General features: G+C 67.7%; 15 protein-coding genes. 13 read left to right on the top strand and 2 right to left on the bottom strand.

What is annotated here, in order from left to right; translation table 11 throughout:
* Nucleotides 1–43 precede the first annotated feature (43 nt).
* The 4 genes from ACNYS0_RS35525 to ACNYS0_RS35540 all read left to right on the top strand — a co-directional run bounded on the left by ACNYS0_RS35525 (nt 44) and on the right by ACNYS0_RS35540 (nt 6,097).
* Complete coding sequence (locus tag ACNYS0_RS35525; RefSeq protein ID WP_422479694.1) at nt 44–2,296, top strand: glycoside hydrolase family 3 C-terminal domain-containing protein; 2,253 nt, start codon at nt 44–46, stop codon at nt 2,294–2,296.
* Between the two features lie 53 nt (nt 2,297–2,349).
* The gene (locus ACNYS0_RS35530) at nt 2,350–3,300 is read left to right on the top strand and encodes an alpha/beta hydrolase (protein WP_422479696.1); all 951 of its coding nucleotides are present in this window, start codon (nt 2,350–2,352) and stop codon (nt 3,298–3,300) included.
* A 532-nt stretch (nt 3,301–3,832) separates the two neighbouring features.
* On the top strand, nt 3,833–5,218 hold the full coding sequence (locus ACNYS0_RS35535; protein ID WP_422479698.1) for an alpha/beta hydrolase family protein: 1,386 nt from the start codon (nt 3,833–3,835) through the stop codon (nt 5,216–5,218).
* 249 nt (nt 5,219–5,467) lie between these two features.
* Complete coding sequence (locus tag ACNYS0_RS35540; RefSeq protein WP_422479700.1) at nt 5,468–6,097, top strand: TetR/AcrR family transcriptional regulator; 630 nt, start codon at nt 5,468–5,470, stop codon at nt 6,095–6,097.
* A gap of 59 nt (nt 6,098–6,156) precedes the next feature.
* Here ACNYS0_RS35540 and ACNYS0_RS35545 read toward each other — a convergent pair whose 3' ends face one another.
* Nucleotides 6,157–6,966, bottom strand: coding sequence for a helix-turn-helix transcriptional regulator (locus ACNYS0_RS35545; RefSeq protein WP_422479702.1), 810 nt, complete (start codon nt 6,964–6,966; stop codon nt 6,157–6,159).
* Between the two features lie 207 nt (nt 6,967–7,173).
* Between ACNYS0_RS35545 and ACNYS0_RS35550 the strand changes: the two genes are divergently transcribed.
* Genes ACNYS0_RS35550 through ACNYS0_RS35560 form a run of 3 tightly spaced genes read left to right on the top strand, consistent with a single transcriptional unit; the run spans nt 7,174 to nt 10,164 of the window.
* The gene (locus tag ACNYS0_RS35550) at nt 7,174–7,815 is read left to right on the top strand and encodes a hypothetical protein (RefSeq protein ID WP_422479704.1); all 642 of its coding nucleotides are present in this window, start codon (nt 7,174–7,176) and stop codon (nt 7,813–7,815) included.
* Nucleotides 7,816–8,943, top strand: coding sequence for an MAB_1171c family putative transporter (locus ACNYS0_RS35555; RefSeq protein ID WP_422479706.1), 1,128 nt, complete (start codon nt 7,816–7,818; stop codon nt 8,941–8,943).
* Nucleotides 8,944–8,973: 30 nt separating this feature from the next.
* Nucleotides 8,974–10,164 carry an amidohydrolase family protein gene (locus ACNYS0_RS35560; RefSeq protein ID WP_422479708.1) on the top strand — a complete coding sequence of 397 codons (1,191 nt, stop codon included), beginning with the start codon at nt 8,974–8,976 and terminating at the stop codon, nt 10,162–10,164.
* Nucleotides 10,165–10,182: 18 nt separating this feature from the next.
* On the opposite strand, the gene ACNYS0_RS35565 is transcribed toward ACNYS0_RS35560, so the two are convergent.
* Nucleotides 10,183–11,067, bottom strand: a complete 885-nt coding sequence (locus ACNYS0_RS35565; protein ID WP_422479710.1) for a helix-turn-helix domain-containing protein — start codon at nt 11,065–11,067, stop codon at nt 10,183–10,185.
* A 593-nt stretch (nt 11,068–11,660) separates the two neighbouring features.
* Between ACNYS0_RS35565 and ACNYS0_RS35570 the strand changes: the two genes are divergently transcribed.
* The 6 genes from ACNYS0_RS35570 (at nt 11,661) to ACNYS0_RS35595 (ending at nt 15,601) form a co-directional block, all read left to right on the top strand.
* Nucleotides 11,661–11,963: a hypothetical protein gene (locus tag ACNYS0_RS35570; RefSeq protein WP_422479712.1), complete on the top strand. Its 303-nt coding sequence runs from the start codon at nt 11,661–11,663 to the stop codon at nt 11,961–11,963.
* A gap of 2 nt (nt 11,964–11,965) precedes the next feature.
* Complete coding sequence (locus ACNYS0_RS35575) at nt 11,966–12,910, top strand: hypothetical protein (RefSeq protein ID WP_422479714.1); 945 nt, start codon at nt 11,966–11,968, stop codon at nt 12,908–12,910.
* Complete coding sequence (locus ACNYS0_RS35580; protein ID WP_422479716.1) at nt 12,910–13,620, top strand: ATP-binding protein; 711 nt, start codon at nt 12,910–12,912, stop codon at nt 13,618–13,620. The genes ACNYS0_RS35575 and ACNYS0_RS35580 overlap by 1 nt, the downstream gene beginning before the upstream one ends.
* Before the next feature lie 96 nt (nt 13,621–13,716).
* Complete coding sequence (locus ACNYS0_RS35585; RefSeq protein ID WP_422479718.1) at nt 13,717–14,301, top strand: WhiB family transcriptional regulator; 585 nt, start codon at nt 13,717–13,719, stop codon at nt 14,299–14,301.
* A complete protein-coding gene (locus tag ACNYS0_RS35590) occupies nt 14,298–15,284 on the top strand; it encodes a DUF2637 domain-containing protein (protein ID WP_422479720.1) in 987 nt (328 codons plus the stop codon). The genes ACNYS0_RS35585 and ACNYS0_RS35590 overlap by 4 nt, the downstream gene beginning before the upstream one ends.
* 92 nt (nt 15,285–15,376) lie before the next feature.
* On the top strand, nt 15,377–15,601 hold the full coding sequence (locus tag ACNYS0_RS35595) for a hypothetical protein (protein WP_422479721.1): 225 nt from the start codon (nt 15,377–15,379) through the stop codon (nt 15,599–15,601).
* The last annotated feature ends 80 nt before the right edge of the window (nt 15,602–15,681 follow it).

Genomic DNA, 15,681 nt, shown 5'->3' on the forward strand with positions numbered 1-15,681 from the left:
TCGAGCAGTGGCCACAGAGCACCATCTATTACTGAGGAAGCACATGTCACCCGTACAGCCCAGCCGGCTCAGCCTCCTCGAGCAGGCGTCCCTCACCTCGGGCGCCGGCCCTTGGTCGACCACCGCCGTCCGTGACGTCGTGCGAACCCTGCACGTCTCTGACGGTCCGCACGGGGTGCGGCACAGCAAGCCGGACGATGGGAACGTGTTCGCCGAGGCCTTGCCCGCCACTTGCTATCCGCCCGCCGTCACCATGGGGTCGAGCTGGGACCCTGCCCTGTTGCACCGGGTCGGGGCCGCGCTGGCCCGGGAAGCGTCCGCGCTGGGTGTCGACGTGGTGCTCGGTCCTGGTGTGAACATCAAGCGCAGTCCGCTGTGTGGGCGCAACTTCGAATATTTCTCCGAAGACCCGCACATCAGTGGCGTCTTGGGGGCGGCTCTGATCAATGGGATCCAGTCGCGGGGCATCGGCGCATGTGTGAAGCACTTCGCCGTGAACAACCAGGAGACGGACCGGATGCGGGTCAGCGCGGACATTGACGAGCGCACCCTGCGGGAGCTGTATCTGCCGGCCTTCGAGCACATCGTGCGGGAGGCGAAGCCGTACACGGTGATGAGCGCCTACAACCGGGTCAACGGGGTGTACGCGAGCGAGAATCCGTGGCTGCTCACGAAGGTGTTGCGTGAAGAGTGGGGCTTCGACGGACTGGTGATGTCCGACTGGGGCGCCGTCACCGACCGGGTCGCCGCGCTTGCTGCGGGCTGTGACCTGCAGATGCCTCCCAACGGTACGGATCACCGGATCGTCTCGGCGGTCGAAGAGGGGCGCCTCGACCCGGAGGTCGTCGCAACGGCTGCCCGCCGCTTCCTTGACCTCCAGGAGCGGATGGACCGGGCCCAGCGCTTCGACGACTGGGACGAGAGTGCCCATCACGAGCTGGCCCGTGAGGCGGCGGGCGCGGGTGCGGTACTGCTGAAGAACGAGGACAGCCTGCTGCCGCTGGACCCGGCGGCGAGTTTGAAAGTGGCGGTCATCGGAGAGTTCGCCCGCACGCCTCGCTATCAGGGACACGGCAGTTCCCGCGTGAACCCCTCGCGCCTCGACAACGCCTGGGATGCCTTGCGCGCAGCGGCCGGGCCGAGCCTTGAGCTGACCTTCGCCCCTGGCTTCCCAGTGGACGGCACCACCGATGTCGCGCTCACCGAGGAGGCGGTGGCGTGCGCGGCCGAGGCGGACGTGGTGCTGCTCTTCCTCGGGTTGCCGGACGACTCGGAGACCGAGGGAGAGGATCGTACCGACATTCAACTTCCCTCAGTTCAGCGTGAGCTGGTCGGTGCGGTATCCAAGGAGTGCCCGCAGGTCGCAGTGATTCTGGCGAACGGTGCCACGGTCTCGGTGAGCGAGTGGCATGACGACGTACCGGCCGTGCTGGAAACATGGCTAGGCGGCCAGGCTGGCGGAACGGCCGTGGCCGACCTCGTCTTCGGCGCGGTCAGCCCTTCGGGCAAACTCACGGAAACCATTCCGCTCCGCCTCCAGGACGTCCCCTCCTACCCGCATTTCCCCGGCCAGGACGGACACAGCGTGTACGGCGAGGGCTGTTACGTCGGCTACCGCCACTACGACACCATGGATCTGCCGGTCGCCTACCCCTTCGGCCACGGCCTGAGCTACACCACCTTCGCCTACAGCGACCTGCACGTCGAGCAGACCGGCGACAACGCGTGGACGGTCCGAGCCATGATCACCAACACCGGTAGTCACGCGGGCGCGGAGATCGTCCAGCTCTACGTCGCCTTCGACGAGGCGCACCCCACTCGCCCGCGACACGAACTGCGCGGCTTCACCAAACTGGCGCTGCAGCCGGGGCAATCGGGTCGGGCGGAGTTTCACCTCACTGGCCGTGACCTGGCCTGGTACTCGACCCGCCGCGGCGGCTGGCGTGTCGACCCCGGCGTATTCACTGTCGAGCTCGGCGCCTCCTCACGGGACATCCGGCTGAGCGCCGAGCTGCACACCCCGGGCGATGGCATCACCAACGAGCTGACATCCCAGTCTTTGCTCGGTGAATGGCTCGACCACCCCGTCGGCGGCAAGCTGCTGCGCGAGCGCCTCGCCGCCTGCCCAGGCGCCGTCCAGCTCGACGGAATCGCGCCCATGGCGCTGAAGATGGCCGGGCAGATTCCGCTCGACCGGTTCGTCGGCCCGATGCTCGGCCTCGACGAGGAGGCCGTCCACGCACTGGCCGCCTCGGTACGCGCGGAGACAGCCGACGTTACGAGCGCCACGCAGTGACTTCCTTCCCACGTCGGCCACAGCACGACCCGCCCCTGTCGGAGGAGCCATCAATGACCACGCCGCAGCACACCTTGCACCCCCAACTCGCAGAGCGAGCGGGCCGGTTGGCGGATAGACCGATAGAAGACCTCGCCGCCCGCGACTTCGAGCCGCTCGCCGAGCCATACGGCCCGTACGAAGACTGGGAGTTGGCGATCGACGACCGGAAGGTGCCGGGCCCGCAGGCGCCGATCCCGGTGCGCGTCTACCGCCCGGCCAGCCCTGCGCAGTCGCCGCGCCCCTGCCTTGTCTGGCTGCACGGCGGTGCCTGGGTCGCCGGTGATCTCGACATGCCCGAGGCACACGAGACGGCCCGGGGGATCGCAGGCCGGGCCGACGCCGTCGTGGTCTCCGTCGACTACCGCCTGTGCAACGAGGACGTGCGCTTCCCTGCCCCGCACGACGACGTGGTTGCCGCCTACCGCTGGGTGCACGACCATGCCACCGCCCTGGGCGTCGACTCGGCCCGCATCGCCGTCGGCGGAGCCAGCGCCGGCGGCAACCTCGCGGCCGGAGCCGCATTGCGCCTGCGCGACGAGGGCGAACCCCCCTGGCAGGCGCTGCTGATCTACCCCTTGGTGCACGCCCCGTTGCCCGGGCCCTCGCGCGAACTGGCAGCCGCCCTGGCCGAACTCCCGGCGGCCTTCGGTCTGCTCACCAAGAACCTTGACCAGGTGTTCGGCCCCTACCTGGGCAACGTACCGATCGAGGCGGCGCCTCCGTACGCCTTCCCGGGCCTTGCGCAGGACCTGAGCGGCTTCCCGCCCACCTACATCGACAACGACGAGTTCGACCCGCTGCGCAGCAGCGGTGAACAGTTCGCCGAGCAGCTCCACGCTGCCGGGGTCGACGTCGAACAAGCGCTCTCGGCAGGGGTGATTCACGGGCACCTCAACCTCGTGGGCCTCGATGCCGCGCATGCCACGCTCGACCGGATGGCTACCCGGCTGCTTGGACGCTGACGGACCGACACCTTGACCTGAAGTAAAGCTAAGGCCTAGCTTGGCTCAAGGTGGGAGTGCGGGTTTCCGCGGAACGCCTGCCTGCTTTTCCCCTGCCCCCGCAACACGAGCATGGGGAAGGGGCGCCCGTTCTCGTCCGTGCTGTCGAGTAGTTGGATCGGTGGCAGGGGCGTTGAGTGGGGGGAGTCCACCCCGCCACCGGACTTTGCGTGCCGACCTGGGTCGGCACGCGGAGCCGGGATTGACGGCGGCCAATGGAGATTGGTGTGTGATGGAGAAACCTTTGTCATGCTCGCGGCGATAGCACTCCCGGCCTCTCACCACGTCGGTCTGTGGACCACCAACCGCCGGGAGCCGTCGCTCCGGACCCCCGACCGACGTGTGACAGCGCCACCAACAGCAAGAGCAACAGCAACAGCGGTTCGGTCGTGTCTTGTTGGGCGCCACACTCTGCTCGTGCCGGTAGGCGAAATGAGCCGCTGCCCCCACCTCACTCCGACTCGGTGCGCCGAGCCGGGACTACACCAGCCCGATGGAGGTCGACATGAAATCGACACGGAGCTCATCCCTGCTCGCAGTGTGCGCAGCCGCTGCTCTGCTGTTGTCACCCGCCGGGCCCGTAAGCGCCGATGATCCCGGCGGGAACGAGCCACTGCCCGGCTACACCGACGGCACTCCGCAGCTGCCCCCACTCATGGTCGATGGCAAGCCCACCCAGGTCGTCCAGGGGATGTACCGCCACGCTGCCTACTATCTGGAGGTCCCGCCGAAGTGGAATGGAGAGCTTGTCGTCTGGGCCCATGGCGATCAGGGCGACGGGACCGAGCTCAAGGCGGAACCACCGGTCGGCGGGCTGCGCAAGCAGTTCGTCGATGAGGGCTACGCCTGGGTCGCTTCGAGCTTCCCCACCACCGGCTACAACGTGGGTCCCGCGGTCACGAGCTCTCACGATCTCGCCGAGTACGCAGCCACTGAACTGCTCGGCCACCGGCCCAGCCGCACCTACATGACCGGCGGTTCCATGGGCGGTCACGTGGTCGCCCGTTCGCTCGAGGAGTACCCGAAGTACTACGACGGTGCGTTGTCCCTGTGCGGCCAGGTCGGCGCTCGCAGACTCTACGACTACTTCCTCGATGGAAACCTCGCGGCCCAGGCCCTGTCCGGCGTCGACGCCTATCCGGCGGGGACCGACTACCAGACGGACGCGCTGCCGCTGATCAAGAAGCGGCTCGGGATTACCGACCTGAAGCCGGGTGAGAACCCCACGACTGTGGCCGGACGCCAGTACCAGCAGATGCTCACCGAACTGACCGGCGGCCCTCGACCGGCAGCAGATGCGGCCTTTGGTCTCTACGCGGATGCCATGCTGGTGGGCGGGCTGCCCACGATTGCCGGCCATCAGGCGCAGAACCTCACCACGCGCTACGAGCCGACCACACCGGTGGATATCAATCCGACGATCGAGCGCGTGGCCCCGGACGACTGGGACGAGCGCAACAGCATGGAGCTCAATGACATGCCCCGCGTTCTGGGCAAGCCGGGCGTTCCCGTGATGAGCATGCACACCATGGACGACATGCTCGTGCCGCTGTCCATGCAGCAGACCTACACCAAGCAGGTGGCCGACAATGGCCAGTCCGACCTGCTCGTGAACCGCGAGATCCGGTCCGCCATGCACTGCGACTTCTCCGACGTCGAACTTGGCAAGGCGTGGAAGGACCTCACCAGCTGGGTGGAACGCCGCGAGGCCCAGGGGGAGGAGACGGCCCGCCCCGCCGGCGACGACATCCTCGACCGGAAGCAGGTCGCTGCCCTGACATTCGGCTGCCGCTTCACCGACCCGAACGCCCCCGCAACGCCCACTAGCGACTCGCGGAAACTCTTCCCCGCTTGTCCCGAGGGAGACACGCAGGGCTGACGGTGACGCTTGGCTCGCCTACGAGGAGATCGGTGTAGTTCGAGAGACCCGGCCGGCTGCGCGGGTGTTGGTGCCCGAGGGCACCCGCTTGGCCTGTAAGGGCTACCTACCGGGCCGTGACGGCAGTCGGCGGTCCCCGCGTGGGCAGGCACGGTGAGCAGGCCGAGCGAGATCCGTTCATGGAGGGCGGAGGAGAGCGAGCCAAGCTGGTGGTCGAAGTGAAGTACAGGTGCTCCGTAGACTTGAACGGTGTCCACACGTGCAACCACCAGCTTGAGCGGCCGCCGCTTCGAGAAAGGCCAACTCCTCGACGCGGCACGTGCCGTCTTCCACGCCGAGGGGTACACCGCCGCGCAGGTCGCGGACATTGCCAGGCGCGCCGGGACGACCAAGCCCACTCTCTATGCGCGGCTCGGCAACAAGGAGCAGATCTACCTGCACGTCGTGCGACGTGAGGCCGAGGTCTTCCGGGAATGGGTGGTCGACGCCTACGAGCGGGGGAGTGGTCTGCCGCTCGGGGAGCTGGCGGAGGTTGGCATGGAGCCGCTCTTCCGGTTCGCGACCGAACGAGCTGAGGGCTTCAACCTGCTGTTCCGGGGCGAGAAGACCGGCGACCGGCCGGCGACTCTCAGGCGGGAGGTCGTGAACGGCGTAACCGAGCAACTCACCGCTCTGATCACTCACCGCCAAGAAGTGTTCGGACCCGACCTTGGGTCCAGTGCTTCAGCTCTCGCCGCGGCTTGTGTCGGCGTCGCCCTACAAGTCTGTGAGCACACCATCGACCGTGACGAAGACCTGAAGGCTGCCGAGCGGCTCGCGGCCCGCTTCGTCGAAAATGCTTTCCATAACCTGGACTTCGACGCTTTGCGTAACGCGTGAACAGTTAATGAGAGCCCGCACTCAGGGGAGAGCTCAGAAGCCGGTCTGCGATCCCGTTCCTATAAACGCAACAGGATGACAAGGCGTTGGTCCTGTTTGCTCATCGGGGCGAAGGCCATGATGCGAACTCGAATCTCCTCGCCGCCGTGGTGCGGCAAGGAGAACCGGCGTTCATCCCCGTCCGGGTGGGCCTGCGCCTGGTGCGTCGCCCAGAGGTCGCGTGCTTCGTCATTTCCTTCCAGGATCTCGTCTCGGAGACCGAGGAGTTCTGGGGTGTCGGGATGGGTGGCGATGGCGAACCGGATCTGCGCCAGGAAGGGAATGGCCCAATCTTCCCGCCAGTTCACGAGCTGGTCGCGTGCCTCCGGGTAGAGGAAGGCGAAGCGCATCAGGTTGCGCTCGTAGGGCAACCACGGGAACCAGTCCTCCTGGGGCTGGTTGTGGGCGACGATGTCCCACCAGAGGTTCGACACGTAGGCAGGGTGGGGGAGCAGCGAGTCCAGGACGACCTGTAGATGCACATCGGTCTGCTCGCCAAGGTCGGCGTTCGACGGTGGAGGGGCGTGGCCCAGGGCCAGCTGATAGAGGACGACTCGCTCGTCCTCTTCGAGTCTGAGAGTCATGGCCAGACGTTGAACGACCTGTTCGGACACTGGGCGAGGACCGCCACCCTCCAACTGGCGGTACCACGAACCGGCGACACCGATGAGATTTGCCACTTCCTCTTGGGTCAAGCCGTCTTTCAGTCGTCTGCGTGTGGAATCGATGCCGGGAATGCGGCGGTAGTCGAGCCGCCTCCTCCAGTGTCGGAGTAGAGCCCCCAGCTCAGGAGACACTGCGTGCTTCCCCGTATGGGTTGCATCACTCACGCGTAGATCGCACCCGCCTTTCGATCGAGAAAATTAAGCGTGTATGTACCATTATCTCCATGCGTTGGCATATGCAGGCTGTGACATTCCGATAGCTGGTCGCGAACCGTCAGAATGGGCGGCGTCGGAAGCGCTACTGCTGGTAGCGAAAGTCCCTGTGCAACATTGCTGGAGCAATAGCAGTGTGAGTAAGGGAGCTGACCGGCCGTGTCCATGTTGTGGCGAACAGCCAGAAACGATTCGCTGCGCAGCCGACCCAAGGAGGGGGCGGCCTCGGACAACAGCACCGGGCGAATGCTTTCCGGCCTGCGTCAGCAGCGTGATGAGGGGCGTGCCGGGATCCGTGACTTGGAGCGTCGGATTCGTCGGCTACTGCGGTCACTCGATGTGCAGCCGCCGTTGAGCGTGCCGGACCTGTGCGCGGCGCTCACCCGCCGACGCGGGCGGCCCATCGAGCTGCGGGCGTTTCCGCTGCCGAGCGACGGCCCGCTCGGCGCCTGGCTCGAGATGACGACGGCCGATGTGATCGTGTTCCAGCAGGAGACGACCCCGCATCATCAGGACCACATCGTCCTGCATGAACTCGGGCACATCCTGGCCAATCATCCAGGACCGCCCGGGACCGCCGTGTGGGAGTCGCTTTTGCCCGGGCTCAAGGCGGACGCGATCCGGCGTGCGCTCCTTCGGTGCTCTTACGACACCAAGGAGGAGCAGGAGGCCGAGCTCGTGGCGACGATCGTGGGGGAGTGGGCGACGATTCTCGACCGCGTCGCGCCCGGTCGGCAGAGCGATGATCCGTCGGTGCGGTGCGTACAGGCCGCACTCGGGGACCACCAGGGATGGCTGTAGATGGCCGTCCTGTTCCTGGTCGCGCTCGCCGCAGCCGTCGGCTGGAAGTTTTATCAGCTGGCCAAGGCGCCGCAGAACCGGTCACTGCGCTCGGTCACCTTGTGCCTGACGTGCGCCGCGATGTCCTACCCCGTCGCCATGCCCGGTGGTGCGACCGGATTCGACACGGTGGCCGGACACGGTGCCGCCAAAGTCGTGCAGAACGTCCTGCTACTTGCCACTGTGTACTTCCTGATGTGCTTCTACCTGTACGCGTCCGCAGACGGGGGCGGCGGTCGACGCCGGGCCCGCGTTGAGGGGCTGGTCGTTGCCGTCGTGGCAGTGGCCGTCATCGTTGCCGCCGCGACCGTGCCGCATCAGGCACTGGCCGGCAGCTTCTCCACCACAGACATGACCATCTGGCAGGTCGCCTTCTTCTATTTGGTGACCGGCCTGTACTTGATGTACGCGCTAACTGCCGCGGCGCTCTGGACGCGCAGGTACGCCGAGCTGTCGGCGAAGCCGCACTCGACCGGTCTGTGGACAGCTGGGGCTGGCATGTTCGGTATGGCGGTCGCGTGCGCGATCCGGGCCGTCATCGTCGGGATCAGGTGGCGTGGCGGGGAGGTCTCCGGTGCGGTGCTGGCTTGGGTCGCTCTGCTACTCGTGGTTTCGACCCTGCTGTTCGTCTTCGGAATCACGTACTCCGGAGTCCGCGCGCGGGTCTCGCTGTGCCGCCTGTGGCTACGGCACCGACGTGAACATGCGCGCCTCGAACCGCTGTGGACGTTGATGGCGGAGGCCGCCCCGCACGCCGTACTCAGCACTCACTCGTCTTCCCTGCGGGATCGGTGGCGCGCCCGTGGCGTGCACCGGCGGCACCATCGTCGCATCGTCGAATGCCGCGATGGGCTCGTCGAGATCGGTCCGTACCTGGCACCGGCAGGGGAGAGCGGAGACCAACTGCGCGCACCAGACTCACATCATCTGGCCGCACAACGGCTTCGCGACGCCGTTCACGCTCACTTGCATGGAGCGGCCAAGCCCGCGTCGGCTCCGCCCCTGACTGCCATACCGAGACAACGCAGCCGTGAGGCCGACATCCAAGAACTCCTCGCCTTGTCCGACGCCCTGCGCTCCGTCAACTGAACCGCCCCACCTGAGAAAGGGAGCCTCCGCATGCTCATCACCGCCGCCCACGTCCTGGCCGGAGCCGACCAACAGGTAATCCCCGACGGGGCAGTTCTCGTACGGGACGGCGTCATCGCCTGCGTCGGTCCGCGCGAAGAGGTCGAACGCCATGCCCGGCCCGACGAGCCCCGACTCGCTTACCCCGCCGGGACCGTCCTGCCCGGTCTGATCGACGCCCATGTCCATCTCTGTTTCGACGCGGGACCGGACCCGGTCGCCACGCTCCAGGAGCAGGACGACGAGGCACTGTTCGCCGACATGAAGACCCATGCCGAGCAGCTGCTGAGCATCGGCGTCACGACGGTGCGCGACCTCGGCGACCGGAATGGCCTCGCTGTGCGCCTGGCGGAAGCGGTCGGTGAGGGCCAGGCCGTCGGTCCGCGTATTGTCTCGGCGGCCACGCCCGTCACACCGCCCGGAGGTCACTGCTGGTTCCTCGGCGGCGAAGTATCCGGAACGGACGAAGTGCGTGCCCTCGTGCAGCGCAACATCGACGTCGGCGCCAAGGTCATCAAGGTGATGGAGACCGGGGGAGGGCTCACCAAGGGCGGCGCCAAGAGCTGGGAATCCCAGTTCTCTCACGAGGAGTTGGCGGCGCTTGTCGACGCCGCGCACACCGCCGGCCTTCCGGTCGCCGCGCACGCCCACGGCGTCGATGGCATCACCGCCGCAGTTGAGGCCGGCGTCGACACCATCGAGCACTGCACCTGGATGACGCCTGACGGCTTCGATGTCCGGGAGGACGTGCTCGCCCAGATCGTCGAGAAGAACATCTACGTGTGCCCGGCGGTCAGCCCGCATTGGCCGATGCTGCCCAAGTTCTTCGGTGCCGAGCGCGCGGAGGCCATGTTCGACGCCGTACGACAGATGGCCAACGCCGGTGCACGGCTGATCGCGGGAACGGATGCGGGCGTGCAGCGAGCGGGCTTCGACGGGCTGCCCACCAGCCTCACTTTCTACGAGCACCTGGGCCTGCCCAAGGAGCGAATCCTCGCGATGGCCACCACGGAAGCCGCCCGCGCGCTGGGCGTCGGTGACAAGACCGGGCAGCTCACCACCGGTTACAGCGCGGACGTCCTCGTCGTCGACGGTGACCCGCTTGCCGACCTCGGCGCGCTGAAGTGCGTCGAGACTGTCATCGCGGCGGGAAGGCGCTACGAGGTTGGCGCCAACGCCTGACCGAGAGAATGAAGTTACTCAGTGCCCGGGGCCGTCGGTCCCGGGCACTTCTCGTTCGGCCATCTCCCCGACCATCTGGTTGAGGAAGGCCAGCAGCTCGTCCGACATGCCCTCGGGTCCGAGTCCTCGGGTGGCGACTCGTCCGACGGCACCTGTGCGTACAGCGGCCAGGAGGCGGAGGCCTTCGACGACCTGTCGGGCGACCCTGTCGTTGGTCTGGAAGTAGAGCGGGGAGACACCGAACAGCTCGGCGAGCCCGTCGGCGACGATCGGGGGCAGTTCCTCGTCGTCTCCGGTTCTCAGGGCGAGGACGCCGTCTGCCGTGATGACTTCCGCGCCCGCGTGTTCGTTGACCGCCTGGGCGATCTCCGTATCCGAGGGCGGGGCCTGGGTGCCAGGGTACGAGTGCTCCAGCAGATATGTGATCTTCTCGGCCACGGTTCGAGGCATGGTCGGGGCGCTCTCCGGGGCCGGTGCCTCGTTGCCGAAGGACCGCTCCTGTGCCGCGAGGAGCTCGTCCACGGTCACGCCATAGGCCTTCGCCAGTGGTTCCTGGAACTTCTCGTTCAGCCGGCGCTTGCCGCGCTCGGCGTTGGCGACCGGTCCGGAGCTCTTCGTCCCGATCAGCTCTCTGCTCTGGTACTGGCTGTAGCCGGCGTCGCAGCGAAGATCGGCGAGGTCGGGAAGGTCGCCCGCTCTTCGCGGGAAGAGCTCGTCGAGAGGCAGACCGAAGAACTTCGCCAGGACGGGCAGCTTCTCGCCGTCAGGTGTCGAGGAGCCCAGCTCCCAGCTCGCCACTGTCGAGTCGCCCACGCCGACCGCTTCGCCCAGCTCGCTCTGGGTGATGTTCCGGGCGCGGCGCAAGGCGCGCACCCGGTCACGGTCGAAGTGGCGAGGGGCCATCTGGAGGCTCTCCCGAAGCTGGTTCTCTAAATCGCGGAAACTTCAGTATGTTGATTCGGCGTCCAAACCGGGATAGGTTCAGTTTGGCGAACCGAGGTGTTCAACCTACACCCTTCGCTGTCCTCCTGCCCAGGTCGAGCCGGGCCGCGCGCCGAGCGTGGCGTCCCGATCCAGGGCAGGTCAGGGCTGGCTGCGGGCTGGGCGCGTCTTCCCGGATGGGGCGTAAGCGTCGAGTCGGCGTCGAAGTGGATGAGCGACAGCGATCCGCTGGAGCTTCCAAGGCGCCACGCATATGTTGCTGGTCCCTCGGCGGAGAGCGCCGAGACAGTCCAACGCGAAGGAGCTGAGCTGGAGTTACCCAGACGCCTACGACGGCGCCCCGGCCAGGGGAAATGAAACCGGCGCCCAGAAGTTCGCACCTTCCGGACGCCGAGGCCGCCGCCCCTCAGGGCGACGGATTCATAACCAGAGCGGGTCGGCTGACCTTTTCGACGAGAACGGCCGCCCCACTCCACCTACGAGTGAGGAATTCTCGCATGCCCGAGAACCGCCCAGGAAGGGCACTCGCGGCCGAAGCGCCCGAGCGTGCAGCCGTGCCCACCACTGCCCGCAGGCTCCGTCTGGCCAGGCTCCTGGCGGAGATGATCCCCGGCGCCCGCACGCTCCGCGTCACCCTTCGCGGACCCGCCAGGACCTGGCCGAGCCCGCACGCGAGCGCGTACGACGACTCCGGCCGACGTCTCCCGCTGACCCCGTCCCAAGCACGTACCGCAGCGCGGTGGATCATCCGCGCCTGCCCCGAGGTGGACTGGCGCCAGGAGCGCGACCTCGACCTGAGGGCCGGCAGGCTCCTGCGCGTCACGGAAGCGCGGAATGCTGCGGTCGGTGGTCGCTGACCATGGCCCGTATCCGCACCATCAAGCCCGAGGCCTTCGCCTCCGAGTCCCTGGCGTCCGTCTCCCTGAGCGCTGAACGCACCTTCTTCGGTCTCCTCACTCAGGTCGACGACCGCGGACGCATCCGTGACCAGCCCGCCGTCATCGCCGGAGCGCTGTGGTCCCTGCGCCCGGACCACGGCCCCATGGGCGTCGAGGACGACCTCATCCAGCTGGCTTCCGCGAACCTGATCTGCCGGTACCCGGGGAGTGACGGGAAGGCGTACCTGCACGTCGTCACCTGGTCCAAGCACCAGAAGATCAACCGCCCCAGCGGCGTACGTACGCCGGACTGCCCGCGCCATGACGTGCCGCCCGCTGATCTGAACGACCCGCGTGCGACTCGAGGAGGGCTCACGGAGGACTCGGTGAGCACGCACGACGCGCACACCAACGACTCGCTACCTATGAGGAGTTGCGACACGCCTCGTGAAGGTGCAGGTCAACTGCCCACTGCTGAGGAGTCAGTGAATCCTCAAGGAGTAGTCGATGAGTCTTCCGTGAGCGCTCACGCTCCGGATCTAGGACCTAGGAACCTGGATCTAGGAACTACTTCCCCTTCGGGGGACGCCAGCGTCCCCGCACCGGCCACTGCCTCGGCCCGGCAACTCATCGCCGAGTACACCGCGGCATGCGCCCACCGGCCGCCCCGCGACGTGCTCGGACACCTCGGCCGCGAAGCAGCCAAGCTCCTTGCCGAAGGCATCCACCCCGACCACATCCGGTCCGGACTCACCCGCCACCGCGCCAAGGGCCTGCACCCCAGCACCCTGCCAAGTCTGGTGCACGAGGCCATGAACGCCCCGAACGCGGGCTTGGCCCGGCCGGAATCCAGGCCTACCGTCCCGGCCCATCGGCCCTGGGCCAACCCGACCGACCCTGCCGCCGGCTACGCCGAGGAACTGTGATGCGCGACTACGACGCCCAGCCCGTCGGCGGCCTCGCACGACGCCTCACCAACATCCTCACTGCCAAAGGCATCGACCCGGCCGCCGTCCCCGACGAACGCCCAGAGCCGATTCCAGCCCTCCAGGCAGCCGACTCCCGCATCCCACCCCGCTACCGCAACGCCCTCGCCGACCATCCCGCCGTCACCTCCTGGGTACGGGAAGTCGCCCACACCGGACGCCCGGGACCCGGCGGCGCACCGGGGATCGCCCAGGGCCGCTCCCTCCTGATCGCAGGAACCACAGGAACGGGCAAGACCCACCAGGCGTACGGCGCGATCCGCTCGCTCCTCATCGCCGGGGTCCGGCTCCGCTGGAAGGCCGTCACTGCCGCCGATCTCTACGCGGAGATCCGCCCACGCCCCGGCCACGACGGCGAACGCGAATTCATGGACCTGGCCCGCTGCCCGCTCCTGTTCGTCGACGACCTTGGCGCCGCCAAGAACAGCGAGTGGACCGAGGAGATCACGATGCGGCTGATCAACCGCCGCTACAACGAGATGCTCCCCACGCTCATCACCACCAACCTCGGCATGGCCGACCTGCGCGCCCACATCGGCGACCGGGTCGCGTCCCGCCTCACCGAGATGACCGACAAGGTCATCCTCGACGGCCCCGACCGCAGACGGGCCCTGGCCGCCGAGCGCCTGAGCGCCGCGGCCGGCCGCTGAATTCACCTGCGAACACTGCCGGTTCGCCTCCCGCACGCACTAACCCCGGGGCCCACGCCTGCCCACATCCGCCCCGGGGCCGAACGGAGACACCCCATGCACACCACCGAGCCCCGCACCCTCCGCCTCCTCGGTGACCAGTCCTGGCACGAACACGCCGCCTGCCGACCGACGAGCCACCACGAGGTCGACCTCGACCTGTTCTTCCCCGAGCCGGACGAGATGGATCGCATCTACGAGGCCAAGTCCTTGTGCGCCCAGTGCCCGGTACGCCGCACCTGCCTCGACGCCGCGCTCGAGAACGGCGACCGCGAAGGCATCCGCGGCGGCATGACCGAAGAAGAACGCGAGCCCCTGCACAGCAAGTTGGAACACCGCCTCGACTACGAGCGCGTCAACGCCACCCTGGCCGGCCGCGACATTCACCTCACCAAGAGCGAACGCCGAGCCGTCGTACGCGCCGCCTACCAGTCCGGCGTCACACCCGAACGCCTCGCCTGGCTGCTCAAGATCACCGAGGAGCACGCGGACAAGCTGTACCGCCGCACACGCCGGGAAATCCGAAACCGGACGGTGGAGGAGACCCAACTCGGCGACCAGGCAGAGGCCGAGGACCAGGCAGCTCGGTCAGCTGTGATCCCCCTGGCCCGTCGACAGGGCGACCTCGGGGCTGCAGCGTGACCGACACCGACTCCATCCACGCACGCATTACGAGCTGGGACCGCGCCGCGATCGTCGCCCTCGGCGCCGCCGGGTGCGCTCTCTCGTACGACGCCCTGCAGCAGATGGCCACGGCCATCCACATCCGCGGAATCCTGACGTTCGTCTTTCCCCTCGTCATCGACGGATTCATCGCCTACGGGGTCCGGGCCTTGCTGGTCCTCCGCGCGGCCCCGCTCGCCGCCCGCTGTTACGTGTGGTTCCTCTTCGGCACCGCAACGGCCGCCAGTATCTGGGCCAACGCCCTGCACGCCGTACGCCTCAACCAGCAGGCTTCCGAAGGCTCAGGACTCCGCCTCGGTGACGTCACCGTCGGCGTCCTGTCCACCCTGGCCCCGCTCGCCCTGGCCGGAGCCGTCCACCTCTACATCCTCATCGCCCGCCGAGTCGCCGAGGCAGAAGTGTCCGGGCCCCCGGACGGCTTGAGTGTCCGGACACGGTGGGCGGCTGCTGTCCTCGAGGACGCAACATCCGTCACCCCGGCCCCGATCGCTGTCGAGCAGTCACCCGCGGACACCGGCCGCCCGTCGGTCACCAGCGGCCCGGACACCAAGGAGCCCGCGACGACGGACAAGACGTCCGGACACCTGCAGGACAAGCAGACCGAACCGGAGCCGGAACACGGCGGTCGCACGGCCGACCTGAGCGGACAGCCGGCCACCAGACCCCTCCCGGTCACGCCCACACCCGCGGAAACGCAGCCGGTGACCATCCCGGAGGCCGGTCCCACCAACCGCCCTGACCGGAAGGGCACGGCGGTCACCGACGAACACCTGCTGTCCATCGCCCGCCCCGCGGTCACCAGGGCCGGACGCCTCACCCGCAAGGTCGTCGGGGACGCCATCCGCAGCCACGACCTCGGGCTGGGAAATGACCGCCTGACCGAACTGATGCGGCTCCTACGCCAAGAAGGCGAACTACGGGACACCACCCCGACCGCCTGACCGAACTCCCCTGCCCCCGGTGCGTTCTGGACACGCCATCGCACCGGAACCCCGACACACTTCGCCCCATTCCCCGAACCGGGAGACACACCATGCGCACCACGCCGGCCACCCACGCCGAAGCCAACGCGTGGATCACCGTGCTCACCAAATACGGACACCTGCACCACGCCGACCCCGGCCCCGACGGCGCCTGGACCGTGCAACGCACGCCCACCAGCAGGCCCCATACGCTCCACCACCCCGTGCTCGTAATCGACTTCGTAGCTGACGTCCTGCACGACGTACGCCGCACCGCCTCTGGACTGCCTCGATGACACCTGGCGAGAGCCCCTGCGCACTTCCTGACCCGAGCGGAGCGCGCTGCCCGGAACGAAGCCGAGCAAGCTGTACCTTC

This window comes from Streptomyces anthophorae (genome assembly GCF_049310305.1).
In the GTDB taxonomy this organism is placed as follows: Bacteria; Actinomycetota; Actinomycetes; order Streptomycetales; family Streptomycetaceae; genus Streptomyces.